Origin of the sequence: Picosynechococcus sp. PCC 7003 (genome assembly GCF_001693255.1) — a bacterium.
GTDB lineage: Bacteria > Cyanobacteriota > Cyanobacteriia > Cyanobacteriales > MRBY01 > MRBY01.
The window spans coordinates 165,257-192,131 of sequence record NZ_CP016476.1; the positions used below are offsets into that span (position 1 = coordinate 165,257).

Sequence of the window (26,875 nt, forward strand, 5' to 3'; positions counted from 1 at the left end):
TTAGCAATAATCAATATCTATAATTGATGTGAAGCCAGGAAAATTTTCAGGCACTGTCAATTCCTTAGAGACTTACTCAGATTCAGTTTGCTGCGTTTCTCAACAACGACTTCAGATCAGCCCTACTAAAAGCCGTTTCCCTCGCCCGCAGGGAGAGACTTTCCTGAGAAGGAGACCAGCCCCATGAAAAGGCAACATCGAGCAGCCAGTATTGGGTTACAGTTATTGGCCCTTACTTGCCCAATGCTATTTATCCATAATTCGGCGATCGCCCAAAATCTGAGCGAATCACCCCGGACTCTCCTCAATAACTATCTGCTGGAGCGTCCCCCCCTGAGAACGATCCAATTCCAAAATCTCCAGGATATCCAGGCCCGCCACCATGAACTGCAGTTCCAGGCCAGTAATGGGGTGACCCTCGACTTTTTGCCCTATCTCCAGTCCCCCGGTGCTCTGCCCCAGTTAGCCAATATCATCAGAACCCAAGGCATTGACCCCAATCCCCAACTCACTGTCGCCGCCTACGATTTTGCGGATCGGTTGATTGTTTTGCAGCGGCTGGAATATCAAGGTAGCGCCCTTGCCTGTGAGCAACGGAGCGAAGCATTAGCCGATCTTGGGATTCTTTGTTTCAATCGACAAACCAAACCCAGAAACCTACAGCAACTTACACCAAGCAATAACAACATCAGCAGCAAAATTACAGAAATTCGAGGCAAGCTCAATCAACTCGACGTTAGCCCCATCAATGGCTATACCCTAGGTCAACTCCGGGCGCTCCCAGACGATGAACTGCTGCAGGTGGCCCTCAACAATGGCCGGATTACTGAAGAAACCTATCTCATGGTGCCCAAGGTTCAATACAAGACCTTGTTGGATGTGCCCTTTGTTCAAGGCAATACCGACTTTACAAGACCTAACTTCAACTTCCTGGAAACAAGCAATCTCTATCAACCCCTTCCCCAAGGGTCAATCACTTTAAACCGGAATTTACCCCTTGAAATTCGCGACAATAATCAACGGCCAAATTTTTCCCTCGTCCGTCCTCAATTGGATTTATCGCAACTGGTCCGTGGCGATCGCCATACAGAAACCCATTACCTGGTGAATGGTTTTACCTGGGGCAGTGGGCGGGAATGGCGGCACCGCATTGGGGACTGTATCGATTTACTATTTGGGGATGTTTGTGTCTATGCAGAACCCTATGCCAGTCTTGGTTACGGCTTAGGGTTAAGGATTCCCCTCCAACTAGACCTCACCGTTGACCGGACAATTCAGATGGCAAGTAATCAATTAACGGTTTTTTCCCCTACCGTCAACCTAAAGCCCATCGATGGCAATGCCAACACCTACCAAGCGGCGGGCATCTCCAGTGATCAGATATTTGGCGGGCAAGAAATTGTTGCGGAAGTTGAAGGTACCGTCGGCGTCAGATGCGACCTAGAAGTGTGGAGCTGTGGCAACAATAAAAAACTGGGTTTTGGAGTAGATCTAACGGACTATATGAGTTCCGGCGGCAACATAACCCCTCCAGCCCCAGGGCAAAGTTTCTCCATCGGCGAAGTGTGGTCTCCTGATGTGGCCGGAGGAACCCTAAACTATGGCATTGTCGGCGCGACCTTCCACCTTGGTTCTCAGCTGAATATGGTTGGCCAGGATCTTGAAATGTTAGCCCAGTTTCCACCCGTGGTTGGCCCCAATAATGGCACCCACATCGTTGAACAATTTCCGGCAACCTATCAACCCCTTGTTTTTAACAACAATTCATTTTTTAGGATTTATGAACCAACCTACCAAGCCAACTGGAATATCCTCCCTGGGATGAAAGTCAACGCTTGGTTAGGAGTGGATATTGGTGTAGCCTATTTGGGGGCAAAAAAAGATTGGACTGTGTGGTTTGAAGATCTCAGTATTGAATCCCCTGATTTTACTTTTACTTCCCATGCTGGAACAACTTCAGGGTACAATATTCAAGTGGATCATGACAATTTAAATATCACTGCCTTCTAGTTCAAAGTGATACAAAATAACGTCTGTCCAGGAATTTCTATTACTTTTAAGAAAGTCATATAGGAAATTGTACCTGGACAGATTGCCTCTGCTGTAAAGGCATTGAATATGTCTCAGGGTTCGAGTTGAGATTTGTTTCTAGGTTAATTGAGAAAACTGGACAGGGTGCTAGCCTAAAAACATTAAAAGATTTTATTTCTTTTGGTGGTGTTAATGAAGTGTTGATATCCATTAAAAAGCATTACAAAATACTCGCTCTTTCTCTATTTTCTGCTGTGGCAATTATTGCTTGTCAACCCAAAAATCAGCAGCAAAAAGTTGTCGTTTATGTTTCTGTCGATCGCACCTATGCAGAACCCATTCTGACGGAATTTACAGCAGCAATGGGCATTGATGTGTTGCCAGTCTATGACGTGGAGGCGACCAAAACGACAGGCTTAGCCCAGCGTCTCTTACGGGAAAAAGAGCGGCCCCAGGCGGATGTATTTTGGAGTGGGGAATTCGCCCAAACGTTGCTGTTACAAAGGGAAGGGGTTTTAGCGGCCTACGAGTCGCCTATTGCTGCGGATCTGCCTTCCCAATACCGTGATCCGGAGGGTTATTGGACGGGGATGGGGGGACGGGCAAGGGTCTTGCTGATCAATACGGATCGTTTAGCCCTGGATGAGGCACCCAAATCTTTAACCGATCTCACCAGCGATCAGTGGCCCGGGACAGAAATGGCGATCGCCTATCCTTTTTTTGGCACGACAGCGACCCATGCGGCGGCCCTTTATGCGGCTTGGGGGCCGGAGCCAGCCCGGGCATTTTTTAGCGATCTGCAACGTAAAAATGTGCAGGTGGTCGATGGAAATTCGGTGGTGCGGGATCTGGTGGTCGATGGTCAGGTGAGTATTGGCCTGACAGATACCGATGATGCCTGTAGCGCCGTGGAAAAGGGGGAACCGGTGGCGCTGGTGTTTCCGGATCAAGGGCCTGGGGAAATGGGCACTTTTGTCTTGACGGGAACTGTGGCTCTGGTGGCAGGGGGGCCAAATCCGGAACCGGGGAAAGCGCTGGTTGATTTCCTCGTCAGTCCAGAAACGGAACAGCGGTTAATGGCCGCCGGGGGAAGCCAGTTACCGTTATATCCAGGGGCGGCGGTGTCCGGTTGCTTGGCAGGAGAAAATATCCAAGGAATGACGGTGGGGCTAGACGCCATTTATGAGCAGTTAGCACCGTCAAAACAAGACCTAAGTGAAATTTTTATTCGCTGATGACAGGCGATCGCCACAGATTAAATCCATGGACAACCCTAGGGTTGGGTTTATTTGTGGTGGTGGTCTTTGGGCCGCTACTGAGCTTAATGGCCAGTGCAATCGTTGAAATAAGTCGAGGGAATGGCACCTGGTTATCCTTGCTGGTACCGACGGGACGCCGCTGGCAATTGTTGGGCCATAGTCTGCAATTGGCGATCGCCGTGGGGACGGTGAGCACGGTTTTGGGGGGGTTAATTGCCTGTTATCTGTGGCAAACGGCTTGGGCGTGGCAGTGGCGCTGGGGGCTGTTGCCGCTCCTATTTTTTCCGAGCTATGTCCACTCCTTCGGTTGGTCAGCGTTGGGACGGTGGCTGAATGAAGGATTGCGGGGATTTGGCTTCGGGACAGTGCCCCTCCAGGGATGGTGGAGTTGCGGTTGGGTGGAGGTGATGACCTTTTTACCCTTGGCGGTGGGGCTAGGCTGGTTGGGCTTGGCATCGGTAAGTCGGGAAGCGATTGAGGCGGCGCGACTGTTGGTACCGGATCTGCGGGTGCTGGGACAAATTATCATTCCCCTAGCATTACCGAGTTTTGTGGCGAGTTTTGGCTTGATTTTTCTGTTGAGTTTAATGGACTACAGCCTCCCGTCGTTGTTTGGGATTGGCACCTACGCCCTGGAAATTTTCGCGGAATACAGTACCAGCAATGAACCGGCCCGGGCGTTTCTGTTGGCGGTGCCTCTCTTGGCGATCGCCTGGGGGGTAATCTTCATCCTGCAACTGCCCCTCCAGCAAACCATGCAACTTTCACCCCAAACGAATCTCTGGGAAATTCCCCCCCGTTGGCCTTGGTGGTTTGTTTGGCTCCAGCACCTTGCTTTAGGTTTTTTCGTGCTGCAAATTTTCGTGCCCCTCGTCAATTTGATGGTTGTGGCGGCCCAGGAACCCCAGTGGTTGAATCCGATCCAAGCTGCGGTCGGAGAAATGACCTTTACCTTTGGCTTGGGTCTGATGGTGGCGATCGCCGTTTTACCCCTAGCCTTGGCGATCGCCCCATTGCTTAAGCGCCCTGACCGTTGGGGGAGAGTGACTTGGGGGCTGGTGATTTGGGCCTTGGCTTTACCCTCACCCCTAGTGGGCATTGGTCTGATCGATCTGTGGAATCGCCCGCTTCCTTTAGAAATTTACGGCACACCGCTGATGCCGCTATTTGCCCATCTCGCCCGCTTTACGCCCTTTGCAAGTTTGGTGCTCCTGGCCCAATTGCAACAGTTAAACCAACCCCTCTGGGAGGCTACCCGTTTGGAACCTGGCCCCCGGTGGCGGATTTGGCTCTGGTTGCGTTTACCACTGCTCCTACCAGGGTTGTTGGCGGCGGCGGGTCTGGCCTTTGCCCTCAGCGTTGGTGAATTGGGTGCCACTTTAATCGTGATTCCCCCCGGTTATTCCACCCTCACCCTCCGGATTTATAACTATCTGCATTACGGGGCCTCGGCATCGGTGGCGGTGTTATGTCTGGTGTTGGTGGCGATCGCCTTTGGAGTTGGTGGACTGATGGCTTGGGGGTTGCAGGGTTGGGGCACCATTTACCGAGGGGGAGATAGACCATGATCCAAGTCGAAAATCTCAGTAAAACCTATCAAGGAAATAATATCCTGGATAATTTGGCTCTAACGGTACAACCAGGGCAAACCGTGGCGATTTTAGGGCCATCCGGGAGCGGTAAAACGACTCTGTTACGCTTAATCGCTGGCCTCGATCAACCTGATGGGGGCACCATTGCCCTCGCGGGTCAGGTGGTCAGTTCTCCAACCCAAACCCTTGCCCCCCACCAACGGCACATTGGCTTTGTCTTTCAAACGCCGATCCTCTGGCCCCACATGACCATCTCCCAAAATATTGCCTTTGGCCTGGGCCACCTCACGGCCCCAGTAAAAAAACAACGCATTCAACAGCTCCTCGAACGATTGGCGATCGCCCCCTTAGCCCACCGTTATCCCTACCAACTTTCCGGGGGGGAGGCGAAACGGGCTTCCCTAGCGCGGGTTTTAGCCCCCCATCCCCCCTATTTACTCTTTGACGAACCCCTGACAAATCTAGATCTCAGTCTCAAACAGACTCTGCTCCATTACATCCGCGACTACCTCGACTTGACCGCCGCCTGTGCCATTTATGTCACCCATGATCTGACCGAAGCCCAATATCTCAGCGGACAAATTTTTTGGCTAAAGGGAGGAAAGCTACAACCCGATGCAATATCCTGAACCCTACGGCTTAAAACTGTGGAAATTCCTCCTTTTCGGCGCAATTGTGAGCACCTTGGGCCTATTTGTCTGGGAGGTTTTGTCGCTATTCCAAAGCTGGCAGGGACAGCCCAAACAACCGGGCTGGGAAATTATTCGTCCCCCCCAGGAAGTTTCCGCCCTCATCATCCAAGGTGATTATCTTTGGGCTGGAGGTCAGGAAGGGGTCTTTCAAATTTCTCTTACTACTCCCCACACCGTTGAACCCCTCCAATGCGATCGCCCTTTGCAGTTTGTGCGGGCCCTGGTGGTGGATGGGAAAGGAATCCTCTGGATTGGTCATGGGAACGGTTTAAATTATGTTGATGCCCAAGGGTGCCACACCTATCAATCCGACGAGGCTTTTTTTCAGGATCAGGTGAATGCGCTCTACGTGGATCGGGCGGGACAACTCTGGGTCGGCACTTGGGAGGGGGCAGCGGTCAAAGAAAAAAACAATTGGCGTTTTTTAACCCCAGCTGATGGGCTGCCGGATCAGATGGTGAACGTTATCCATCAAGATGCCCATGGGGGAATGTGGTTCGGCTCGGCGGTGGCTCCCAAGGGTGGATTAAGCCACTGTATTAAGAAATCCTGCCAACTTTTTTCGACGGCCAATGGGCTGGCTCATAATAACATTACAAGCCTATTTAACGACGATACGGGGCATCTCTGGGTGGGCATGGGTCTTTTTGATCATGGTGGCCTCGCTCGCCTAGAACAAAGGACAACTGGCTGGGCGATCGCCCAAGTGTTCACAAAAGCAGATGGCCTGGCGGGGGAAAAAGTCCGCTCCATCTACCAAGATCAAACTGGGGCGCTGTGGTTTGGCTCTGAATATGACGGTTTAGCGCGTTTAGATCCCCAGGGACGATGGCTCATTCTCACGGAAGCCGATGGCCTGGCGGATCAGGAGGTAAAGGCAATGGTACAGGATCAGTTTGGTAATCTCTGGCTCGGAACCCGTAACGGCATTACGCGATTCGATGCCCAATATCTACGCAATTTAGGGGAACAATAACCATGGCAGCTTCTCCTAATGGACAGACCCAACAGGCACCCCAAAGCCTGGCGCAATTGCTGGGCTGGCTTTTGAAAGCTTTTTTGCAAACATTACCCCGCCAAATCGTAACAGGGACAATTATCTGCGGTGTGATGTGGCTAGTGCATACTTTCTTGCTAGTCCGTGTCAATGAAGGGTTTAATCCGACGACAAATCCGTGGCTCGGTTCCGTCTTGGTGATCTCTAATCAGCTTGTACCGGGCACATTATTTTGGCTCTTCAGTGGCGTTTTGGCGGGTCACTTATTTCGGGGCACCCTCGGAAAATATCTCAAGGGGATCGGTCAACTGCCTCAAATCTGCGTTGATGTTACCCAACGGGCTAGTCAATTTCAAAGTCCTTTCCCTTGGGTGGGTTTGGCGGTGGCGATCGCCTTTAGTACCTTTTTGGGGAATCTTCTGGTTAGTATCCAAATCGCCCTGTTTGCCCTGGCCGCCGTTTGTGAACCTCAACACATCCTCCGATTGGCTGGCCAATTGGGTTGGCATGATGTGCAACGCTTATTTCGCCGTGGGCAGTCCCCCCAATCCCTCGCGCCCCAGGATCTAACGGTTTTACTCTCTGGGCTGACTCTGGGCTGTTTGATCGCGGCCATTTCCTTTTGGTTTTTTGGTGGTGTTCCTCAGTTACTTTTCCTCGGGGCGATCGCCATTGCCCTAGTCCTTATTTTTAGGGGCAATCAACCGCCATCAGCCCAAACTTTATTACTTCTCTCGCTCAGCTTAGTTGGATTTTACCTAGCCCATGGTATTCCCGTGCTCGCCGATGACTGTGGTTGGCAAGAAGCAGGTGGTAGCCTAGACCGTTGGTTGGCCAGTGGCCCTTGCGTCATCACAACGACCAGCCTTGGTTTTCCCGCTGCAGGCGGTTTCTGGACAGGCTGGATTTTAGGAACTTTGCCTGCAATTCCTACAATCATCTATGGCAGTGGAACACCGGATGATCCTTTCCGAGATTATCCCGATGCCAATAATCCACCGTGGCAAAAGGGTATCTACGGCACGGGTACAAGAGAAGATCCATTGCGGGATTACCCTGATGTGAATAATCCACCGCAAACCCCAGGTATCTATGGTAGTGGAACACCGGATGATCCTTTCCGAGATTACCCTGATGCCAATAATCCGCCGTGGCAAAAGGGCATCTACGGGACGGGTACGAGAGAAGATCCATTGCGGGATTACCCTGATGTGAATAATCCACCGCAAACCCCAGGTATCTATGGCAGTGGAACACCGGATGATCCTTTCCGAGATTATCCCGATGCCAATAATCCGCCATGGCAAAAGGGCATCTACGGGACGGGTACGAGAGAAGATCCATTGCGGGATTACCCTGATGTGAATAATCCACCGCAAACCCCAGGTATCTATGGCAGTGGAACACCGGATGATCCTTTCCGAGATTATCCCGATGCTAATAATCCGCCGTGGCAACAAAACATTACTGGAAGCGGTACGAGAAATGATCCAGTCCGCAATGTGAACATCCCACCAGGACAAAATTTTCCAGCTTCACCGGGGCAAGGGCCAGGCGTACCGAAGCAACCTGGGATGCCAAATGCACCTTTCTATAACCCCAATAGTTGGGTCCCTGTAAATCCAGATGTGCCTTTTGACCCACGGGTAAATCAATGGATTGGATCGCGGGAAGTATATTCCAGTGATTGGGAGGTGACACCCGATGGAAAATTTGTCACCCTCAAAGATAATCCTTCATTCAAGATTCCTACTTCTCAAATTACGGGAGATTCTGGCGATGATTGGGCAACGATTTTTAGTACCCCAGTGCCTACAGCTGACCATGATCAATATGTTGAAGGGATTGTTGATACAGCTTTGATTATTGATAGTCTTGAGGCGTTAACAGGTGATTCTGAGATTCGTCCACTGACAAGAACGGGTTGGAATCAGCTCTCTGATACAGATAAACAGCAAACTCTACAATATATTGCGAATTTATGTGGCCATAAATTGGGAGTCGGGCCAGTACAGGTAGATTTTGGTTCTGGCTTAAAGGATGCCAATGGCAAGATGGTTCATGCCCATTTCGATCCGAATACAGGGCGAGTTGTGTTTAATACTGATTCGTACATGTACAAAAATCCCCAACAGGCGATCGCCACCATCGGCCACGAGGTTAAACACGCCCAACAGTGGGATCCGAATAACCCTATGGAAAATCCCACGGCCCGCCACGCTGCAACAACTAATGCCCAAAAATATACAGGGCCAGAAACTGATCCAGTGATTTACGCGGGTCAATATAACGAAAATGACGCCGAATCCTTTGGTAATCGTTTGGGCAATGCCTTGAGCAAAGAAGCCTACAAGAAAGAGTTAGAAAGCATCAAAGATGTGTGGGATCAACTAAAGGGAGGTGCAGAACAGGCTCCGAAAAATCAACCACCTAAATCCTGGGTACGGGAAAAAACGCTCATGGATTTTGTCAGTAAAGCAACACCCCAGCAACGGCAGCAAATCTATGACCTCGTTAAATCCGGTACTCTAAAAGTTAAAGATGATTGGGGGCGAGAAGTATGGTAACGCCACAAGAACATCCGTTATTACCTTTAGCAACGGCGATCGCCAATTTGGGATATCAACCGACTTCGTTATTATGGAATGCAACCCAGCGTATGGCCCAGGTGCCTGATTTAGCCCGGGATCTTTTAGCCTATGTGCAAGCGGGTTCCCCACCGCCAGATTTTTCCCAGCAGCAACCGGCCGTATTGTTTAAGCCCTTGCCAGGTGGCTATAGCGTTGCAACTTTAATTCGGGATTATCAGTTTCAGGCGATCGGCGCTTTTTTACTTGCGGCAGAATTAAGCTTGCGACCTGACCAAGGGAAAGCTTTGTTAAATTATTTTTCCCACCGGGGTTATTGGCAAACTAATGGCGATGGCTCAAGGGATTTAGTATTTCCACCGATCACAGAACGATTGCCCCAATGCCCCCAGTGCCGTAGCCGCTGGTTTGAAGATTTGCCCCGGTGTCCCAGCTGTGGCTTTGTCCGTCGCCATGTCACTGTTGAGGATGGCCCTTTACCCTTCGAGGAATTGGCGGCAATGGTGCGAACTGAACCTGTCGATCAACAAAGGCCAAAGGCGATCGCCCCTAATCATCCCATTCCCCCAACCAGTGTGAATCAGCGCTGTGCCCAATGCCATCATCTTCTGTCCCAAAACAGTCATTTTTGTCCCCATTGTGGTGCGATTGTTGCAGCGGGTTCTGGGCCTATTGAGCATACTGCAGCTTGTCCGAAATGCGGCCACACGTCTCGCCCTGGGGCAAAGTTCTGTAGCCATTGCGGTACGACTTTAGCGTGAACTACCTAGCGCCGAATCAAAGGCTTGTCTCATCCCCATTGGTGGGAACCGACAAGCGCGGGACTTACTGCCTCCCGAACCCACCAAAAGTTAACTGTATAAATGACTTCTAAGAGTGCGTCGGCTTGGATATATTTGGTATCCATTCGCATTCTCCTGGGGCGCTTGGCCTAATTCCTGCAATATTGTCTTGGATATCCTGTTATTGGGTAAGATAGTCTTGAGAAAATAAAAATCCTGGCAAGTGTTTAGTACAAATGAACGATCTCTTGTTTGTGAAACACGTCTGTTATGTTTTCTCTCGTAACGATGAGGGACTTTATGTGAAGAGTAAGGAACGGGGTTTCACTTTAATAGAATTGCTGACTGTTCTTTCTATAGTCGGTATTCTATCAGCAATTGCAGTGCCCATAATCAGGTGGATCAATAATCCGCTACAAAATGCAACATATCAAGTTAGTGGTCTTTTGTCACAGGCACGATCACGGGCGATCGCCGTATCCTCAGCGTTAAGAATTCGTCCAGATCCCCAAGATCCCACACGCCTACTACTTGTCGAAACATCTGACACCCGTAGCTGTGACACCAGTTCGACTGAGCTTGCAGCAAATGCGACGGCGACTACTCAGGAGCTAAAAGTTGTTTCTGTACAAGGGTTTGCACCTGGTGACCATCTCACAATAGGCAGTGACGAAAACGAAAATATTGTTTTGACCACTGATAGTCGCTCTTCTACAATAACGCTCGGTAAGGCCCTTGGCACAGCTCAAAACAGTGGTGCAGAGATCGGCATTCTTAAAACCTGGAGAAATGACCGTACATTTTTTGCTGAAGATCTAGAATTGTCCGATAACATCGCCATGGAAAGCAATCTTGGCGATGATTGGGAGCTTTGTTTTGATAGTCGTGGGATTGCCACGATTAGTGACAGCGATGGTGTCAGGGAAGAAGATTTAGAAATTACGCTAGCTACTGAAAAAAACAAAAAAGCTTGGAAGGTCGTCGTCTTTCAGGGAGGCATGATTGATTCAGTCATAGTTCAAGCCCTAGAAGGAGAAACCATTGAACCTTCCCCAGATCTTTCTCCAGATCCACCAGAAAATAACGAAGAAGAAACCCCGATTGAAGTACCGACCGAAGAAAATGATGATGTAGCATCCGGAGCAAAACTTGAAGTGGGAATTGATCAAGAAGGAATCGTGACTATTGAAACTGATGGTGATGAGTCTGATGGGGCTAATTCTCAAAATCAAGCAGGAAATCGGGCCGCATCATGTGAAGGACTTACTGGGCAGGAGAAGTCTCAATGTGAGTCTGATGGGGCTAATTCTCAAAATCAAGCAGGAAATCGGGCCGCATCATGTGAAGCATATACTGGAGAGGATAAGGAAATATGTCTGGGGTTCAATTGACATCGATAAGTTTTCAAATGAAACTTAGAATTATCGATTCTTGGCTTTTTGGGGAATTTAAAACGCACCAAAACTTTCATTATAATTGTATTTCTGTTTGGTTTATTTCTAAGCCGAGATTTTTCATAAAAGTAAAAAGAGCAGCATCTACCCTTTTATTTAGCAAATCACATGTCCTATTTAAAAAAATAGTTGGTAATTTTTAAATGTCTCATCATGATCTAACAAAAATACATCAACAGCTCTTACTCAGGAAACACTGCAGTAAAGGTTTTTCTTTGATTGAAGCTATGGCTGCACTAGCTATTTTTACCATTATCTTTGCGGTCTCTGCACCTCTGTTTTTCACGCAACAAAAAAGCAATATCGACAGCGAAGTTCGGACTGGTGCAGTTTCATTATCTCAACAAAAACTCGACACAATCCGGACAGATATAAGCACTCCCAAAAAAATTGAAGGTGCAACAGGCAGGAGTTTAGGTAAAGAATATCTCTATAATTTATATGTATGTACTAAAGAAATTGAAACAGCAGAGGATGGCTCCATTAACTGTAGTACAGAGAAAGATCCCAGTAATCCAATACGACATATATTACTAGAAGTAAAATACAATGAAAACACAGTTTACACAGTGGAAACCGTCTACACTGCCCTCCGATAGAAGCGCATTAAAACTCTATCTCAACCTACTCACTTTTCAGAAACGAAAGAGTGAAGATGGTTTTACCCTAACCGAACTTTTAGTAGGATTGTCAATTGGTTTTTTGGTAGTTAGCCTAGCCCTTTTTGGCAGTCTGCTTAATCGTCAAGTCTTTGTTAATGATAAAGCTCGTTCAGATATTACACAGGCTTTGCGTCTTCCTTTGGATGCCATTGGTGGAGATGTTCGACAAGCCGGTGAGGGCCTAAATAATAGCGATCCTAATTTTCCCGTTATTTTGTTAGAGACAGATCCGACTGAATTGGTCATTCGTCGCCAACTGTTACCTGCGTCTATGCCTGTTTGCCAAGATATTAAGGCCGGTTCTCGTGATGCTATCGTCATTCTTGATCAAAATGGCGATGAAACTCCCTTGCCTGGATGTGAAGTAGTTTTAGCATCCGACATTAATGATGATGGTTGGCCGGATAGATGGGATAATATTCGCAATTATCGTCTAATTGAAGGTGGAAAAGTAAGAGCTTTTATATACGATGGCAATGGCAAAGGAGAATTTTTTGACTACCAAAACGAACTTCTTTTTGATGAAGATGATAATGCAGTTACAAACTCTGATGATCTAGAGTACATTGCCTTAGAAAATGGAAGCGAAGGCACCTGGAAAAATAATTACAATGCAGACAGCAGTAGCCGCATTTATCTAATCGAAGAACGTCGTTATCAAATAGATGATGAAAATAATATTCTTCAGTTGGTTATTAATGATGATAATGAAAATATACTTAATCTTACCAATGATATTGGTCTGCTAGAAGTAACAGCTGTAATTGCCCAGGAAGGCGAAACGTTCAACTGTTCTATCATTCCTCCAACCAGTAGCGATGATTGCTCTGAAGAACTCCCTAATGACTATTCTTGGTCACAGATCAGATCAATAGAAATAACTTTACAAGTAGATCCTGAGTCATCAGCGGCGAGAACATTACAAAGAAGATGTGAAGACCCTAACAATTGTGAGATTCTGCAATTGTCACGAAGTTTTGTTCCTCGTAATATTTTTAATTACTAATTTACCTATATTTTAAGTCAATAATCTTCTGGAATAGCAAGCTATGAATACGCTTTTAAAATTAGTTTATTTTCTGAATTTTAAAACTGTAAGTAAATCACTAAAAACAAAAAATCAGCAAGAAGATGGTTATGTTTTCTTTGTTGTTTTGGTGATCTGTTTATCAACCCTAGCCTTGCTGACTGCCTATGCGAGGATTACTCAAACCGAAAAACTCCGTTCCAATGCCTCTGCTGATACGAATAGTGCCTTTTATGCGGCTGAAGCCAGCCTTAATTTGAGGGTTGAGGGCATTCGCCAAACATTCACAGGTTACAACACACCGAGTGGCGCACCTCCAGAATCAGTTGAAGCCTGTTTAGATGACAATTCTAATAATGACGGTTCGGGAGACTTTGGATGTGAAGTTGAAACGTTCCGGCAAAGTTCGAGGGATCAATCACCTTTTGAGTCTGCTTCATATATCATCGCCAAAAATGGCGGAGACCCACGGCCGGGGATCGTTCCAAGGGGTGAGCTATTCCAAAATCTTAGTATGTTGGAATATGCTTTTGCCATTCATTCAGTCGCAAAAGAAACAGCAGCGCCTAGCTCAGAACTCGGAGCAAGCCTGAAAATGGATATCACGAGCCGCTTAATTCCAATGTTCCAGTTTGCTGCCTTTTATGCAAATGACTTAGAAATTCTACCAGGGCCAACAATGGATCTAAGGGGGCCTGTACATACTAATGGTAGTTTATATCTGGGAGCAAATAATAATAATGGATTAAGTTTACCTGAGCAAGTAACCGTTGGTGGTAGCTTATTCAATCGGCGCAAAAACAATAATGATACTTATCCTGACGGCAGAGTACGAATTAGGGATGCGGCTGGTAATTGGCTCAATCTCCTCCGCAATGGCACCGGCAGTACTAACCGGACTACTAATCCAATGGATCCAGAGCGCGTTCAAGCGGCTTGGGGAACGCAAGTACAGGTTGGTGTTGATCCTGTTATTATTCCCTCTCCTTCATTTCTTGATACTTCCGGCGCTTATTATCAGAAGGCAGACTTGAGGATTGAATATAAACCTGCAGCAACCAGTTCAAATGATTATTTGCAAAATGTTCCATTTGAAATTCAAGTTCGTGATAGTGCAGGGACATATCAAGACCTTACAGAAGGTCAGTTACGGAGTTTGCAACAGCCAGTTATGTTAGGGAATGATTTGGAAAATGCGGATTATTGTTCAGCTCCTTCTAGTCCAAATATTTCGTCCATCACCAATGATAATGAAGAAAAAGGCAAAATCATTGAATCGCTACAAACGGCGATCGCCGCTCAAGTTGAACCAATCCAGTTTTCTAAACTTGACTCTAAAATAAATACTTCAAGTAATTTAAAAGAGGCTTTTGAAGAAGCACTAGGAAACCGATTGAGCACAAGTCTTACTCAATCGGAGAAAGATGACTTATTTGATTTGACGCCAAAGCAAATTGCGGCCATTTCTTACAAAGATTCAAATAATATTGAACAGGGCCAACGTTGTTTCCTTCCGGCTCCGATTAGAGATATTGGTCGAGATAACTCCAGCCATAATTCTACTTACCGTTTCTATAATGACCGCGAAGACCGTGACATGAGATTGTTACAGTTTAATTTTGAGAGTTTGGCGGCGTGGAATCGTGATGGCATTTATGTGGACTTCAACAACAATCAGGGCAATTTAGATCAACACAAGAAAGCGGATGAATTGCTATTTGAACGCGCAAATCCTGACAATGCTGCTCCTAATAACTCATTTCAAAAATTAGGTTTGGCCGCTCAAGATGATAGTGAAGGCGGACTTGTTTTTCATGGAACAATTGACCAAGATGATTACTCGAAAGCAAAAACCTCTGATAGCCCCTATGGTTTTATTTTGAGTGGCGGTGAACAGTTAATGGCCTTGTCAAGCACCGCAAATAATCCTAATCCCACTGGTTTAACATTTGCTAGCGATCAAGCTGTTTATGTACAAGGCAATTACAATACTGTGAATAAACAGCCTGCAAGTGTGTTAGCTGATTCTCTCAATGTTTTATCTGAAGCCTGTCGAAACCAAGATGGCTTAGTCAATAAGAGTTCCGGTAGGGGCTGTAACCCTGATATTAATGACCCCGGTGGTAATAAAGCAAATGCAGTTAACACCGAAATCAATAGCGCTTTCCTGGCGAATACAGATATTACCAACTCTGCGGCGACAAGTGGCTATAACGGCGGCCTAGAAAATTATCCACGCTTTTCTGAAAACTGGGGTGGTAGAACACTCAGATATCGTGGCTCTTTTGTCAGCTTGGGCACACCCAGGCACGTTTCTGGCACTTGGAGTAATCAACTATATGGTGCACCCAACCGTGATTGGGAATATGATATGTCATTTAATGAATATGGTGCCTTGCCGCCTCTGTCACCACGTTTTATTCACGTTAAGCAATCTGCATTTGAACGTTATCTTGACTAAGCGGAACAATTAACTATCTGCCCAAAGTAGCGACGTTACAATACCTTTGATACCTTTGGTCTTAGAGGCTGTTTAGAAAGTTAGTCAATGTCTTGATCCGCCCCTTAAATATCCTCACTAAAGCTCTGGCAAAATGGGGACTTTGATCCTGTTAATCATCTTAAAACCTTCCCCAGATTGGGGACAGAGGGGTTATAAATAAGCTCTTAGAAAAACTAATTTTTTGATTTTTTTTGATTGTTTAACCTAATTTTAAATTCATTTTGAAATATCTTGAAATGCTTTTATAGCTTGCTAGTTTTAGAGGCTGTTTAAAAAGTCTCCCTTGCCCTCCAGTCTTGGGGTAATTGCCTAGGTTTTGGATAAAAAAGTTCTCTAAATTGGGGGATTGAGGGGGCGACTTGACAACATTTGATATTTCTCAGACAACCTCTTAAACATAAAATGACCATGCTATTGATCCAGACAATTTAAGGGAAAAACTCTGCATGGTAAAAAAACATAAAAATTTATATGATCTTAAAATAATATAGATATTTAAATTGGCAATTGATTTAGTCATCAATAAGGTAACGATTGTGGGAAAAAAGATAAATAAAATTACATCTTGGCTTTTCAGTCTAGGCTTGGGATTGTTTCCCGTCGTGGCTTTTGGCACACCATCTCAGGCAGCTGAAAAAATTTATTTCATCTACAGTCCACTGATAGAATCTTTAGATGTTGATTCTCTCAAAAATTTTGCTGAAACGGGCAATGTGCCTCTCGATCTGAAATTTTATTTGGATATTGTGGGAGCCGAAACAGAAGAACGCCAATTACTCCAAACGGCTCTCACCCGAAAAGTTGAAATTGATCCGGTGCTGTTGGCTCGTAGTTTAAAAACCGATGAAGGAGAAAGATTATTAGAGTCTTTTGGTCAAGTGGTGAATATTCGCGGAGGACGTAATGGGAAGTATGCGCTGCGGGGAGCAATTATTAAATCTGCCTTTGAGGAAGATGGTCTGACGTTATTAAATGTGCTTGATAATTTGGGCGTTGATGTTCAGGTTGATTTAGAAAAAGCATTTGGTTTCGCGAAAAATGTCTCAACGATTTTAACGGGAACAGAACGGTTTATTGATGAAGTGGAACAATTGGCGAAGCAAGAGGCAAAGTTTGCAGCTGTGGCTGATTATGGCCAGCGGCCTGATTTGAGAAAGATGGGAATATTTGAGGTGGAGATGGAGACTTGGCAGTTGACGGATCAAACACGCGATCGCCAATTTTATGCCCAGATCTATCGTCCCCAAAAGCCTCTAGGGGAGAAAGTGCCCGTTATTCTGATTTCCCATGGGCTGGCCTCTGCTCCCGAAAGGCATCGTAATTTGGCGCAACACTTAGCCAGTTATGGATTTGTGGTGGTGGCACCGCAACATCCGGGGAGTGATTTGGCCTATTTGGAGGAATTTACGGCGGGTTACCATCGCCAGGTGTCTGATTTACAGGAATTTGTGAATCGCCCCCTTGATATTAGTTTTACGTTGGATGAATTGGAGCGGCGCAATGGGGCCGAGTTTGGGGGACGGCTGGATTTAGAAAATGTGGGTATCTATGGCCATTCCTATGGGGGCTATACAGCCTTGGCTGTGGCCGGGGCTTTTCCGACGCCAAATTTTGAGCAGTTAAATGAGGATTGTGCCGCAGAGTGGGGCATTTTTAATAATGCGTTGTTGTTGCAATGTCGGGCGCTACAGCTTTCTCCAGAGGATTACAATTTTCGTGATCAACGGATCCAGGCGGTAATTGCAGCGAATCCGGTCAATGCGAGTATTTTTGGGGAGGCGGCGTTGAGTCAAATTGACATTCCCATTGCGGTGGTGGCGGGGAGTTATGATCCAGCGACGCCCTTTATTTTTGAGCAGGTTCGTTCGTTTCCGTGGATTCGCAGTGAGCAAAAATATTTGATCCTAGAGGAGGGTCAGGCCCATGTGGATATTTCGCGGCTTGATCTGGGGATCACGAGCTTGCTCGATCGCATTCCCCGGTTGAATCTGCCGAGCCCCCAACTGTTGAATGATTATAGTGAGGCGATCGCCCTTGCATTTTTCCAGGTCTACACGGCCGAGGATGACCAGTACCGCGCCTATTTAGATCCAGCTTACGGGCAGTACCTCAGCCAAAACGAGGAATTTAAAACGTTCATGATTACCCAAGATTCGCTGCCGGAGTTGGAAGCGGCGATCGCCGAATTCAAACAAGAAAATCAGATCGATATTAATTAGGCTTCAATAATCACCACAGGTAAAGGGCTTTTTTCTAAAATGGCCTGGGATACCGAACCGATGAGCAAGTTATTCGGCAGATAATGGTCACGTTTACCCATAATAATTTCGCTCACTTGATGGGTGTTGGCAATGTCGATGATTGTTGCTGGGACTGGCCCAGGGGCCGCAATAAATTGATAACGAATGTCTGCCAGGTTACGGCGGGTCTGTTGTCGTAGTTGTTGTAACGCAGCCGGATTATCGGTGCGAATCACATGGAGAACAATCACCTCCGCATCGCTACGGCGGGCTAATTCGGCGGTTTTGATTAAAATCTGTTGGGCCAAGGGCGATGTATCCACGGCAGCCAAGAGTACAGTGCGGCGACTCACGGAAACTTTGGTTGGGTCAATGTCGCCCCGTTCTAGGAGTTTGGGTGCAAAGGTGGGAATTGCCCAGGCACCGAGGGGCGCCGTCACCAGAATAGAAAGGGCTGATAAAGCGAGGATAATTTCTCCCCCGGCAACGCCCTGGCTCAGGGGGATTGCCCCAATGGCCGCTTGCACAGTTGCTTTGGCAGAGTTGCCAGGCAGCAAAAAAAGCCGCTCTCGCCCAGTCCAGTTACTCCCAAGGGTCGAGAGATACCAGCCGAGCGATCGCCCCCCCAAAGTACCCACTCCCAAGACCAATAGACCCACCCAGAATGTATCGCCGAGGACGCCCAGTTGAATGCTGGCCCCTAATAAAACAAAGAGAATGATCTGGGCGATCGCCCACAGACTATCGAAACTCCCCCGCAGACGACGGGCCAGGGGCGCATCCAACTCAATTAAGAAAAAACCCGTCCCCATCACCGCCAGATAACCAGAGAAAATCGGTAGATATTCTGCCCCAATGACCAAGAGTAGGGCTAAACCAGCGGCGATTAACCCGTCTTGCACCGCATTATCTGTCCAGTTTTGTCGGGCTAACAAAGAAACCAGCAGACGCGCCGTCACCCAACCGATGACAACGCCGAGGCTAATTTGAGTCACAATTTGCAGCGGCAGCAATTGCAAGGGACTCAGGCCTAAACCCCCGATTAACGTTACCCCTGTCTCCGTGGTTTGGGTGAGAAAGGCCAGCAGCAGACTAAACACCAATAGCAACAACACATCAGATAGGGCACTCCCCGTCAAAATTGCGTCGGGAATTCCCTTTTTGACACCCCAGCCGAGACTCTTCAGCCGCAGCATCCCTGGTACGATCACTGCCGGTGATTCGGCCCCCAGTACACACCCCAGCAACAGCCCCGTCGCCCAATCAAATTGGAAAAGTTGCACCGAAATTAACATAATGGCGATCGCCTCACAGGCGGCCGGTAAAAAACCGAGGCGGAGGGCCACACTACCCTGTTGGGCCAATTTATCCCGGTCGAGGCCCAGACCTGCCTTCATCAAGATCACCATCACCGCCATCGTCCGGAGATCAGCGGCGATCGCCAAAGTTTCTGGGGCGATGACATTCCCCACCTGGGGGCCAAGGACAATGCCGACGAGCACCATCCCCACGAGGGCAGGAATCCTGAGGCGTTGGGCGATCTGCCCCCCAAAAAAACCGAGCAAAAGAATCCAGATAATACTTTCTAACATGGGATCACGTTGTCATTAGGGTGGTTAATCAACGTGACTTGTAGCGAAAAAAATCAGTGCAGCCCAGATCAAAATAGCCCTACTGCTTCACCACAAGTCGGAAGCGTAGGAGCCATTAGCCGAGGCGCAATTTAAAAAAATCCTGGGCGGTTTCGGTGAGCTCCATCACCATCGCCCAATTTATATCACAAAAACGGTGTCAAGGGCGATCGCCTTTTTGCCCTTGATAACATCAACCATAAACGTGCGATTCATTTTTCTCTAAAAGATTCTCGACAGAAACATAGTTTCCTAGGGTAAAAAATTGATCTTGCGTTGAGCAAAAGATTAAATAAATCCTAAATAGAAGATATTTTTTAATGCACAAAAAATCAATACAAATGTTGATTTTCTTAATTACAAGCTATTTAAGCTGTTTTTGTTTGTGATCCCCAAATTAATTAAGTATTTGTGCCCATTGTCATATTTTTTTAAACAATACTATAACTAAATAGAGATTAAAGAATTAAAAGCCGAGAAAAATATTCTCACGGGAAGGACATTATGGGTCAGCTTTTTGAGGCGCTTAAACAAGATATTTTGTATGAGCATGGCATGAATGCCTGTTTAAATTGTGGGGTTTGTACAGCGGTTTGTCCGGCGGCAGAATTCTATGAATATTCCCCCCGGGAAGTGATGAACACGGTGCAATCGGAAGATGATGAACTCATTGAAGCGTTATTAAAATCCGACCAAATTTGGTACTGTGGCCAATGTTTTTCTTGCAAAACCCGTTGCCCCCGGGGAAACAGTGCGGCTTCGGTGATCTTGGCCCTGCGGCGATTGTCGGTGCGCCTTGGTTATTTTGCGGAATCGGAAAAAGGACGTCAGCAACTGATCGCCAAGCGGGTTTTTGGGCAGAATATGCTCGACCGGGGCTACACTCTGCTGGCGAAAAATATTACGCCAGAGCACTTCCCTGAACTAGGGGAAAACTGGGAATACTACTACGAACATATGGCAGAAATGCGGGAATGGTGGGGTGTGCCCATGGATTTAGAAAATAGTCCGGGTTCCCACCGGCAAATCCCGACGGCAGACCTCGATGAACTGCGGGCCATCTACGAAAAAACCGGGGCGATCGCCTTGATGGATGCAGTGGAGGCGGGGATGGAAAAGAAATTAGGCAATAAATCAGAAGTCGAGAAATATTGGCAAACCTGGCTAGAAACCGGAGACAGTCGCGACTATCCCCTACCAGAGGCAGATTAGTCTCACTTTTTACTGATTTTCACTGAATTTAGCGTTTAGGAACTAATACCAATGAAATTTACTGGTCGTGTTAAAGCTTGGGAAAGACATCAAAAAGCAGTACCCACCGTCGATGATGCCGATGGGCAAAAATGGGGCTGTTTCCGCAGTTGTTTCCTCCAGAGCGCTGCCCCTTACACCGAGGGGATCGCCTACAAAATTTTAAAGAACGATTTGGGCATCGAACTTCATGAAGCCGCGGGGCATACTTCCTGTGGGGCGATTGGATACCACGGGGATGTGGCTAATTTAGAAACGCAAATGGTGGTGGCCGCCCGTAATTTTTCCCTGGCGCACCATGAGTTGGGGGTTGATAAGCTGTTTTCTTTTTGTGTGACTTCTTTTGCCAACTACACCGAGGTGATCAAACTCTGGGAGGAAGAACCAGCCCTGCGGGAATATACCGCTAAAACTCTCAAGGAAACCACGGGTCGCGACTTCTGGGTGCCCCATGTCTCTGGCGATCGCCCTTCGGTGGTCCATGCTTCCGATGTATTTTTTGCCAACCGCCACAAGCTCGCCGCCAAGTTGAAATATACCCTCAAAGGAATTAAGGCGACGGATCACGTTGGGTGCCACTACGCGAAAATTTTTCCCGAAGAAGCCATGGGGGGAGCCGAATTTCCCCAGGTGTTGGTGGGACTGCTAGAAGCCTTTGGGGCCGACATTGTGGACTATCCCGAACGGCGGCACTGCTGTGGCATGGGTTTCCGACAATGTGCTTTCCCCGAAAACCGCGACTACACTGCCGGGTCGGTGTACAAAAAAATGAAAAGCCTCAAGGCCGCCCACCCCGATTGCAAACTAATCCTGACCAACTGTCCCGGTTGCACCGTCTTTTTAGACGCAGAGCAGGGCACAATCCGGGAAGTGCTCGAAGAAGATTTTGGGGTCTGTGTCCTCGACTATGCCCAGTTGACGGGGTTGCTGTTGGGTTATGACCCCTTTAAGGATTGTGGTTTAAACGCGAAGGCTGTAGCCATTGAACCCCTCTTAGATGCCATCGGCATTCCCTACGACCGCTCAAAAACCCCTGAGGAACGGCGGCGTCCTTTCTAAAACGATGTCTTTTTTTTAAACGCTTCGATAATCCAGCAAGATTCCATAAACGAGAGAGCGACAGATGATGAAACAACAGACGGTTGTGATAATTGGGGGCGGTGTGGCCGGAATGGCGGCAGCAGGCAAACTCCAACGGTTTGGGTTCCAGGTAATCCTCGTGGAAAAGGCGCCAGAGCTGGGGGGTCACGTCAAAAATTGGTTTAAGGTCTTTCCGGATTTTACAGATGCGGCAGACATTTTAGACAATCTTCGGGCCGACTTAAGGGGGGTACGGATTCTCACGGAAACCACCGTCGAAAGGATTACTGGGGAAGCTCCCCACTACCAAGTCCACCTTTCCACCGGGGAGGCGATCGCCACCAATGCCATTTTAGTGAGTACCGGATTTCACCATTTCGATGCTTCTTTTAAAGAAGAATATGGCTACGGCATTTACGACAACGTGATTACATCGGTGGAACTCGACGCCATGCTCAAGGAGCAACGGTTACGCACAGTTCAGGGCAAAGTCCCTAAAAAAATCGCCATCATCCACTGTGTCGGCTCCCGGGATCAAAAAGTCAACAATAACTATTGTTCACGGGTTTGTTGCACCAACGGCATCAAAGACGCCATCGAAATCAAGCAACTGATCCCCGATTGCAGCGTTTATAACCTCTATATGGATATCCGCGTTTTTGGCCGGGGTTACGAAGAACTCTATCGCACCTCCCAGGAAAAATATGGCATTCAGTTTATTCGCGGTCGCCTTTCTGAAGCCAGTGAAAATAATGACAGTACCCTCCATCTGCGGGTGGAAGATACCCTAATCGGCAAACCGATGAAGCTCACGGTGGATTTGGTGGTGCTGCTCGTCGGGATGGAAGGCAATACGGACTTGGTGGATGTGGCAGGGCTAGAGGTCGGTTGCGATCGCTTTTATGTGACCGCGAATCAGCAATATAGCAATAATGCTTCCCCCAGACCGGGAATTTTTCTCGCCGGTACTGCGACAGGGCCGAAGGCGATTGTTGAATCGATCACCGATGGTCGATCTGCCGCCGCCGAAATCCTTGGCTTTTTAGCCCAGCAGGCCGCTATCCCCCATTCTCAATCTGCGGAAGCTAGCCTTTCTGCCCGTTAAACATCAGCATTAGCTAAATAAAAGACGATGGTCATAGCAAAAAAGAAAAAATGTTTTTTTGGCATCAAAAAGGATCGGCAAGTGGATGGCGATCGCATGAATAGTCAATTGCAACGGCAGGTGGCCGCCGAGGGGGGTAAAGCCGCACTGATTAATGCATGCATGCAATGCGGTACTTGTACTGGGGGCTGTCCCAATGCCGCCCAGATGGATCTCCCGCCCCGCAGTTTAGTGCTAATGGTGCAACGGGGAGAATGGGAAAAGGTAATGCAAAGTAATACCCTCTGGCTCTGTACCTCCTGCCATACCTGCACGTCCCGCTGTCCTCGCGGTGTTCGCCCCAGTGATGTGATCGAAGCGGTCAAGGCGATCGCCATTCGTGCTGGCATTGAAAACGACTCCACCCACTTTAACCAAATTTTTGTCGAACAAATCCAAAAACGAGGCATCCTCTTTGAACCAGAACTAATGTATGCCTATGGTGGCCTCCAGGCGATGGTTGACCAGGCCCCCCTAGGAATCCAACTGGCCCTCAAAGGCAAACTGTCTCCCTTCCCTGCCCAGGTGAAACATCCCTGTGCCTTCCAAAAGGCGATCGCCCAGGCCAGAACCCAAGCCCCAGAACCATCAAAAACGTAAACACCATGAAATTTTCCTACTATCCTGGCTGTAGCCTTCATACCTCTGCCAAAGAATTTGACCTCTCCACCAAAGTCGTCCTCAAGGCCCTCGGCATTGACCTCGAAGAACTCAAAGACTGGTCCTGCTGCGGTGGTTCCGTCGCCGGTGGCGTAAACCGTCAAGTGGGCATGGCCCTCGCCGCCCGTAACGTCGTCCTCGCCCAGCAGCAACAACAGGATTTACTTGCTTCCTGTGCTGGTTGTTATAACAAATCTGCCAAAGCGGCCCGCGCCCTCGCTGAACCCGAAGAACGGGAACAAATTGAACCGATTCTCCAGCAGATGGGCCTCGATATTCCGACCCAACCGATCAAGGTGCGGAGTGTCGTCGATGTCCTTGCCAACGATGTGGATCTTACCCCGGCCATTAAACGCCCCCTCACTGGTCTCAAGGTGGCCTGTTACTACGGCTGCCTCTTAACCCGCCCCGAAGATTTGACCGGTTGGGACTCTCCCGTGAACCCGATGGCCATGGATCGCCTTGCCCAGACCTGTGGCGCAGAGGTGCTCGATTTCCGGGCGAAAACAAAATGCTGCGGCGGCCCGATTTTAGTGCCTCAGCCAGAAACAGCCTACCGGTTAACCAAAAATATTTTGGATGAAGCCCAATCACTTGGTGCAGATTGCCTTGTTCTCGCTTGTCCATTGTGTTCAACAAACTTAGAACTCCGTCAACCGGACATTGAGAGAGCCTACAATGTAAATTACAAGCTACCCATTTTGTACATTACCGAACTCATTGGCTTGGCCCTGGGCATTGCCCCCCGTAAATTAGGCTTGGACAAACATCTAGTTTCAACCCGACCTGTCCTCGCTAAACTCACCGCACACGCTTAAATTGAATGGCTCATATTGTTGTAATCGGCGCTGGCATTGGTGGTCTCCCGACGGCCTATGAATTGAGGCAATTGTTGGCCACTGACCACACCGTTACCCTCATTTCTGATACGCCCTACTTCACCTTTATTCCTTCCCTGCCCTGGGTAGCCCTGGGCCTGAAAAGATTGGATCAGGTGCAATTGCCCTTGCCAGAGTTGGCCCATCGCCATGGTCTGCATTGGATACAAGGATCTGTACAGCAGATCAATCCCCAGGAAAAATATGTCTCGGTGGGGCCAGAAACAAAACGAATTGACTACGACTATGTGGTAATTGCACCGGGAGCCGCTTTAGATCTTGATGCTTTACCAGGTCTCGGCCCTGAAACAGGTTTTACCCAGTCGGTTTGTAACCCTCACCATGCACTGCTTGCCCACGAAGCTTGGGAAAAATTCATCCAGAATCCAGGCCCTTTGGTCGTGGGGGCAGCACCGGGGGCGAGTTGTTTTGGCCCGGCCTATGAGTTTGCGCTGTTGGCAGATTGGCAGTTACGGCGCTTGGGCTTGCGGGATCAGGTACCGATTACGTTAGTCACTTCAGAACCCTACGTTGGTCATTTGGGGATTGGGGGTATGGCCCACTCGCGGGAGTTGGTGGAGAAGGTTTTACAGCAACAGGATATTGCCACCTGCGCCAATGCAGAGATTATTGCCATTAAACCGGATGTGATTTGTTTGGCGGATGGGGAACAGCTACCGTTTGCCTACAGTATGGTTTTGCCGTCGTTCCAGGGGCCGACTTTTTTGCGGAACTGTCCGGCGATCGCCAATTCCCAGGGGTTTATTCCTGTCTTGCCTACCTATCAACATCCAGAGTTTGATTCTGTTTATGCGGCTGGGGTAATCGTCGAACTAACGCCCCATGAAGCCACGCCGATCCCCACAGGTTTACCAAAAACAGGACAGATGACAGAAGCGATGGGGATGGCCGCCGCCCACAATATTGCCCGCCAGTTTAACCCTAATTTGGGCGTTCCGGTAACGCCAACTCTCGCCGCAATTTGCATGAGTGATTTTGGCGATCGCGGCATTATTTTCATCGCGGATCCGGTACAGCGAGAGCCAGACATGGTCAAACGTCGCCGCTGCGTCGCCCTCGAAGGACGGTGGGTAAGTTGGAGTAAAACCCTATTTGAACTATTTTTCCTCACGAAAATGCGTTGGGGCCTAGCGATACCTTGGTTTGAAAAACTGGGCCTAAAGGCATTGGGATTGCAGCTTGTGCGTCCCCTTCCTCCAGACCTAGACTAAGTGCAGCAAAGGTCGTCTTTGTGACATGCTCCCGACGCTGAATCAAAGATTACAGCGTGGGGCTTCCCGTCTAGGAGCTAAAGCTGGGAGAATCGAGAGTTCAAAACCGGGCAGGGCGTTGTTCGGTGGGCTAGGCAATGTAAGACGGGGCAAACCTGCGATTGCTGCTTGAACCCAGAATCCTCTCGTCTTTAGGCAGAGGAGTGCGTCAATGAAGCTAACTGCCCTTGGGACAGCATGAATATTTTTTTTGTCTACGCTTTGATGCTGAGTGTACTATTTGCTCTGTTTTGTGAGCTGAGCCCATACACTTTTACTCATTTTGCTCTAGCGTCGGCTATAAATTCAACTTTAGGCTGAGGTCTGGGGTTTGAAAACAATATTGAGTCTGGTTGCATAACTTTTTGATGGCACGGAGATAAGTCCATAGTTCACCCACTATGGGGCTTATACAAAATGAGTGCAATTGAACCGATTGTCCAAGTATTGTCCGAGATGACGCTCTACGAAACGCCTGGGGTTTTCTCCCGCTATCAGGGGCTATTGTCTTCTCAAATTAATTATCCGACTGTCAATGAAGACGAGGTGATCCAAAGAATCATTCATCACTACCAACAGAAAAAGGCCCAGGAGCAATCTTTCTGGCGGATTGGTGGGGCGATCGCCGGGCTATGCCTTGGCCTTGGTGATGGTTTACAATTCGGTGATTTTATAGGTGCTGCAGTCGGTTCAGCAATGACTGGAGGAGTGGCCACAGAGTTAAATCGCCTCAGCGATAGTCAGCTAAAGGAATATCAATTGGAGTGGATCAATACGCCGGAATCTTATATCTATCATCGGAAACGGCATCGAGGTGAAGCGGTGCGGCGTCTGTTAATGATTATCCGGCACCCCCAAACAGATCGGCCTTGCACAGTCTTTGGGATTCAGTTTCCCGATGGTTATGTGGCTCACTTAGGAAAGGTTGAAGGCTCAACGACCCCTGTTTTCGGAATCAATGGTTTTGGTTTTGATACGGACTGGGTGATGGAAAAGCAGCAGTTAGGAATGATTCCAACGGATATGGGTAGAAACCTTCCGGTAGAGCTATGGCGTAACCCCCAGCAAAATCAGCATCTCGTTGCGATTCCCTATAACGCGCCCCACCAATACGTTTACTAACTGTGAATCGA

Annotated in this window: 20 protein-coding genes and 1 riboswitch; of the genes, 19 read left to right on the forward strand and 1 reads right to left on the reverse strand. The window is 48.1% G+C overall.

Annotated elements, in window-relative coordinates:
- The first annotated feature begins 183 nt into the window (after nucleotides 1-183).
- From AWQ21_RS15365 to AWQ21_RS15415, 12 genes are all read left to right on the forward strand, one after another.
- Nucleotides 184-2,010, forward strand: a complete 1,827-nt coding sequence (locus tag AWQ21_RS15365) for a hypothetical protein (RefSeq protein WP_065715569.1) — start codon at nucleotides 184-186, stop codon at nucleotides 2,008-2,010.
- A gap of 275 nt (nucleotides 2,011-2,285) precedes the next feature.
- On the forward strand, nucleotides 2,286-3,266 hold the full coding sequence (locus AWQ21_RS15370; protein ID WP_232315162.1) for an extracellular solute-binding protein: 981 nt from the start codon (nucleotides 2,286-2,288) through the stop codon (nucleotides 3,264-3,266).
- Entirely contained in the window at nucleotides 3,266-4,858 is a 1,593-nt protein-coding gene (locus tag AWQ21_RS15375) for an iron ABC transporter permease (RefSeq protein ID WP_065715570.1), read from the forward strand. Before AWQ21_RS15370 ends, AWQ21_RS15375 begins: the two co-directional genes overlap by 1 nt.
- Nucleotides 4,855-5,511 (forward strand): ABC transporter ATP-binding protein, encoded by a 657-nt coding sequence (locus AWQ21_RS15380; protein ID WP_065715571.1) that lies wholly within the window; start codon nucleotides 4,855-4,857, stop codon nucleotides 5,509-5,511. The genes AWQ21_RS15375 and AWQ21_RS15380 overlap by 4 nt, the downstream gene beginning before the upstream one ends.
- A complete protein-coding gene (locus AWQ21_RS15385; protein WP_065715572.1) occupies nucleotides 5,498-6,550 on the forward strand; it encodes a two-component regulator propeller domain-containing protein in 1,053 nt (350 codons plus the stop codon). Before AWQ21_RS15380 ends, AWQ21_RS15385 begins: the two co-directional genes overlap by 14 nt.
- A gap of 2 nt (nucleotides 6,551-6,552) precedes the next feature.
- Nucleotides 6,553-9,138, forward strand: a complete 2,586-nt coding sequence (locus AWQ21_RS15390) for a hypothetical protein (protein ID WP_065715573.1) — start codon at nucleotides 6,553-6,555, stop codon at nucleotides 9,136-9,138.
- Nucleotides 9,132-9,920: a zinc ribbon domain-containing protein gene (locus tag AWQ21_RS15395; RefSeq protein ID WP_065715574.1), complete on the forward strand. Its 789-nt coding sequence runs from the start codon at nucleotides 9,132-9,134 to the stop codon at nucleotides 9,918-9,920. Before AWQ21_RS15390 ends, AWQ21_RS15395 begins: the two co-directional genes overlap by 7 nt.
- Before the next feature lie 257 nt (nucleotides 9,921-10,177).
- Nucleotides 10,178-11,332 (forward strand): prepilin-type N-terminal cleavage/methylation domain-containing protein, encoded by a 1,155-nt coding sequence (locus tag AWQ21_RS15400; protein WP_065715575.1) that lies wholly within the window; start codon nucleotides 10,178-10,180, stop codon nucleotides 11,330-11,332.
- Nucleotides 11,333-11,538: 206 nt separating this feature from the next.
- The gene (locus AWQ21_RS15985; protein ID WP_071932308.1) at nucleotides 11,539-11,994 is read left to right on the forward strand and encodes a prepilin-type N-terminal cleavage/methylation domain-containing protein; all 456 of its coding nucleotides are present in this window, start codon (nucleotides 11,539-11,541) and stop codon (nucleotides 11,992-11,994) included.
- Complete coding sequence (locus AWQ21_RS15405; RefSeq protein WP_065715576.1) at nucleotides 11,945-13,063, forward strand: PilW family protein; 1,119 nt, start codon at nucleotides 11,945-11,947, stop codon at nucleotides 13,061-13,063. Before AWQ21_RS15985 ends, AWQ21_RS15405 begins: the two co-directional genes overlap by 50 nt.
- A gap of 43 nt (nucleotides 13,064-13,106) precedes the next feature.
- Entirely contained in the window at nucleotides 13,107-15,545 is a 2,439-nt protein-coding gene (locus AWQ21_RS15410) for a hypothetical protein (protein WP_065715577.1), read from the forward strand.
- A gap of 644 nt (nucleotides 15,546-16,189) precedes the next feature.
- Nucleotides 16,190-17,806 carry an alpha/beta hydrolase gene (locus tag AWQ21_RS15415; protein WP_232315176.1) on the forward strand — a complete coding sequence of 539 codons (1,617 nt, stop codon included), beginning with the start codon at nucleotides 16,190-16,192 and terminating at the stop codon, nucleotides 17,804-17,806.
- Here AWQ21_RS15415 and AWQ21_RS15420 read toward each other — a convergent pair.
- Entirely contained in the window at nucleotides 17,803-19,419 is a 1,617-nt protein-coding gene (locus tag AWQ21_RS15420) for a sodium:proton antiporter (RefSeq protein ID WP_065715578.1), read from the reverse strand. The two genes, AWQ21_RS15415 and AWQ21_RS15420, sit on opposite strands and share 4 nt — an antisense overlap.
- A 99-nt stretch (nucleotides 19,420-19,518) precedes the next feature.
- Nucleotides 19,519-19,598, reverse strand: a riboswitch (Fluoride riboswitch).
- Nucleotides 19,599-19,962: 364 nt separating this feature from the next.
- On the opposite strand from AWQ21_RS15420, the gene AWQ21_RS15425 reads away from it, so the two are divergent.
- The 7 genes from AWQ21_RS15425 to AWQ21_RS15455 all read left to right on the forward strand — a co-directional run bounded on the left by AWQ21_RS15425 (nucleotide 19,963) and on the right by AWQ21_RS15455 (nucleotide 26,864).
- A complete protein-coding gene (locus AWQ21_RS15425) occupies nucleotides 19,963-20,670 on the forward strand; it encodes a 4Fe-4S dicluster domain-containing protein (protein ID WP_065715579.1) in 708 nt (235 codons plus the stop codon).
- A gap of 51 nt (nucleotides 20,671-20,721) precedes the next feature.
- Entirely contained in the window at nucleotides 20,722-21,768 is a 1,047-nt protein-coding gene (locus AWQ21_RS15430) for a heterodisulfide reductase-related iron-sulfur binding cluster (RefSeq protein ID WP_065715580.1), read from the forward strand.
- 64 nt (nucleotides 21,769-21,832) lie between these two features.
- Entirely contained in the window at nucleotides 21,833-22,894 is a 1,062-nt protein-coding gene (locus AWQ21_RS15435; protein WP_083998096.1) for an FAD-dependent oxidoreductase, read from the forward strand.
- A gap of 27 nt (nucleotides 22,895-22,921) precedes the next feature.
- Entirely contained in the window at nucleotides 22,922-23,533 is a 612-nt protein-coding gene (locus AWQ21_RS15440; RefSeq protein ID WP_065715582.1) for a 4Fe-4S dicluster domain-containing protein, read from the forward strand.
- A gap of 5 nt (nucleotides 23,534-23,538) precedes the next feature.
- Entirely contained in the window at nucleotides 23,539-24,411 is an 873-nt protein-coding gene (locus tag AWQ21_RS15445; protein ID WP_065715583.1) for a CoB--CoM heterodisulfide reductase iron-sulfur subunit B family protein, read from the forward strand.
- A 5-nt stretch (nucleotides 24,412-24,416) separates the two neighbouring features.
- Entirely contained in the window at nucleotides 24,417-25,703 is a 1,287-nt protein-coding gene (locus tag AWQ21_RS15450; protein ID WP_065715584.1) for an NAD(P)/FAD-dependent oxidoreductase, read from the forward strand.
- Between the two features lie 456 nt (nucleotides 25,704-26,159).
- On the forward strand, nucleotides 26,160-26,864 hold the full coding sequence (locus AWQ21_RS15455) for a hypothetical protein (RefSeq protein ID WP_065715585.1): 705 nt from the start codon (nucleotides 26,160-26,162) through the stop codon (nucleotides 26,862-26,864).
- Nucleotides 26,865-26,875: the final 11 nt, after the last annotated feature.

What these genes read in the sequence shown, in the direction of transcription:
- AWQ21_RS15365 (WP_065715569.1), top strand. Translation starts at nt 184, where the DNA reads ATGAAAAGGCAACATCGAGCAGCCAGTATTGGGTTACAGTTATTGGCC.
- AWQ21_RS15375 (WP_065715570.1), top strand. Translation starts at nt 3,266, where the DNA reads ATGACAGGCGATCGCCACAGATTAAATCCATGGACAACCCTAGGGTTG.
- AWQ21_RS15380 (WP_065715571.1), top strand. Translation starts at nt 4,855, where the DNA reads ATGATCCAAGTCGAAAATCTCAGTAAAACCTATCAAGGAAATAATATC.
- AWQ21_RS15385 (WP_065715572.1), top strand. Translation starts at nt 5,498, where the DNA reads ATGCAATATCCTGAACCCTACGGCTTAAAACTGTGGAAATTCCTCCTT.
- AWQ21_RS15390 (WP_065715573.1), top strand. Translation starts at nt 6,553, where the DNA reads ATGGCAGCTTCTCCTAATGGACAGACCCAACAGGCACCCCAAAGCCTG.
- AWQ21_RS15395 (WP_065715574.1), top strand. Translation starts at nt 9,132, where the DNA reads ATGGTAACGCCACAAGAACATCCGTTATTACCTTTAGCAACGGCGATC.
- AWQ21_RS15400 (WP_065715575.1), top strand. Translation starts at nt 10,178, where the DNA reads ATGAACGATCTCTTGTTTGTGAAACACGTCTGTTATGTTTTCTCTCGT.
- AWQ21_RS15985 (WP_071932308.1), top strand. Translation starts at nt 11,539, where the DNA reads ATGTCTCATCATGATCTAACAAAAATACATCAACAGCTCTTACTCAGG.
- AWQ21_RS15405 (WP_065715576.1), top strand. Translation starts at nt 11,945, where the DNA reads ATGAAAACACAGTTTACACAGTGGAAACCGTCTACACTGCCCTCCGAT.
- AWQ21_RS15410 (WP_065715577.1), top strand. Translation starts at nt 13,107, where the DNA reads ATGAATACGCTTTTAAAATTAGTTTATTTTCTGAATTTTAAAACTGTA.
- AWQ21_RS15420 (WP_065715578.1), bottom strand. Translation starts at nt 19,419, where the DNA reads ATGTTAGAAAGTATTATCTGGATTCTTTTGCTCGGTTTTTTTGGGGGG.
- AWQ21_RS15425 (WP_065715579.1), top strand. Translation starts at nt 19,963, where the DNA reads ATGGGTCAGCTTTTTGAGGCGCTTAAACAAGATATTTTGTATGAGCAT.
- AWQ21_RS15430 (WP_065715580.1), top strand. Translation starts at nt 20,722, where the DNA reads ATGAAATTTACTGGTCGTGTTAAAGCTTGGGAAAGACATCAAAAAGCA.
- AWQ21_RS15435 (WP_083998096.1), top strand. Translation starts at nt 21,833, where the DNA reads ATGATGAAACAACAGACGGTTGTGATAATTGGGGGCGGTGTGGCCGGA.
- AWQ21_RS15440 (WP_065715582.1), top strand. Translation starts at nt 22,922, where the DNA reads ATGGTCATAGCAAAAAAGAAAAAATGTTTTTTTGGCATCAAAAAGGAT.
- AWQ21_RS15445 (WP_065715583.1), top strand. Translation starts at nt 23,539, where the DNA reads ATGAAATTTTCCTACTATCCTGGCTGTAGCCTTCATACCTCTGCCAAA.
- AWQ21_RS15450 (WP_065715584.1), top strand. Translation starts at nt 24,417, where the DNA reads ATGGCTCATATTGTTGTAATCGGCGCTGGCATTGGTGGTCTCCCGACG.
- AWQ21_RS15455 (WP_065715585.1), top strand. Translation starts at nt 26,160, where the DNA reads ATGAGTGCAATTGAACCGATTGTCCAAGTATTGTCCGAGATGACGCTC.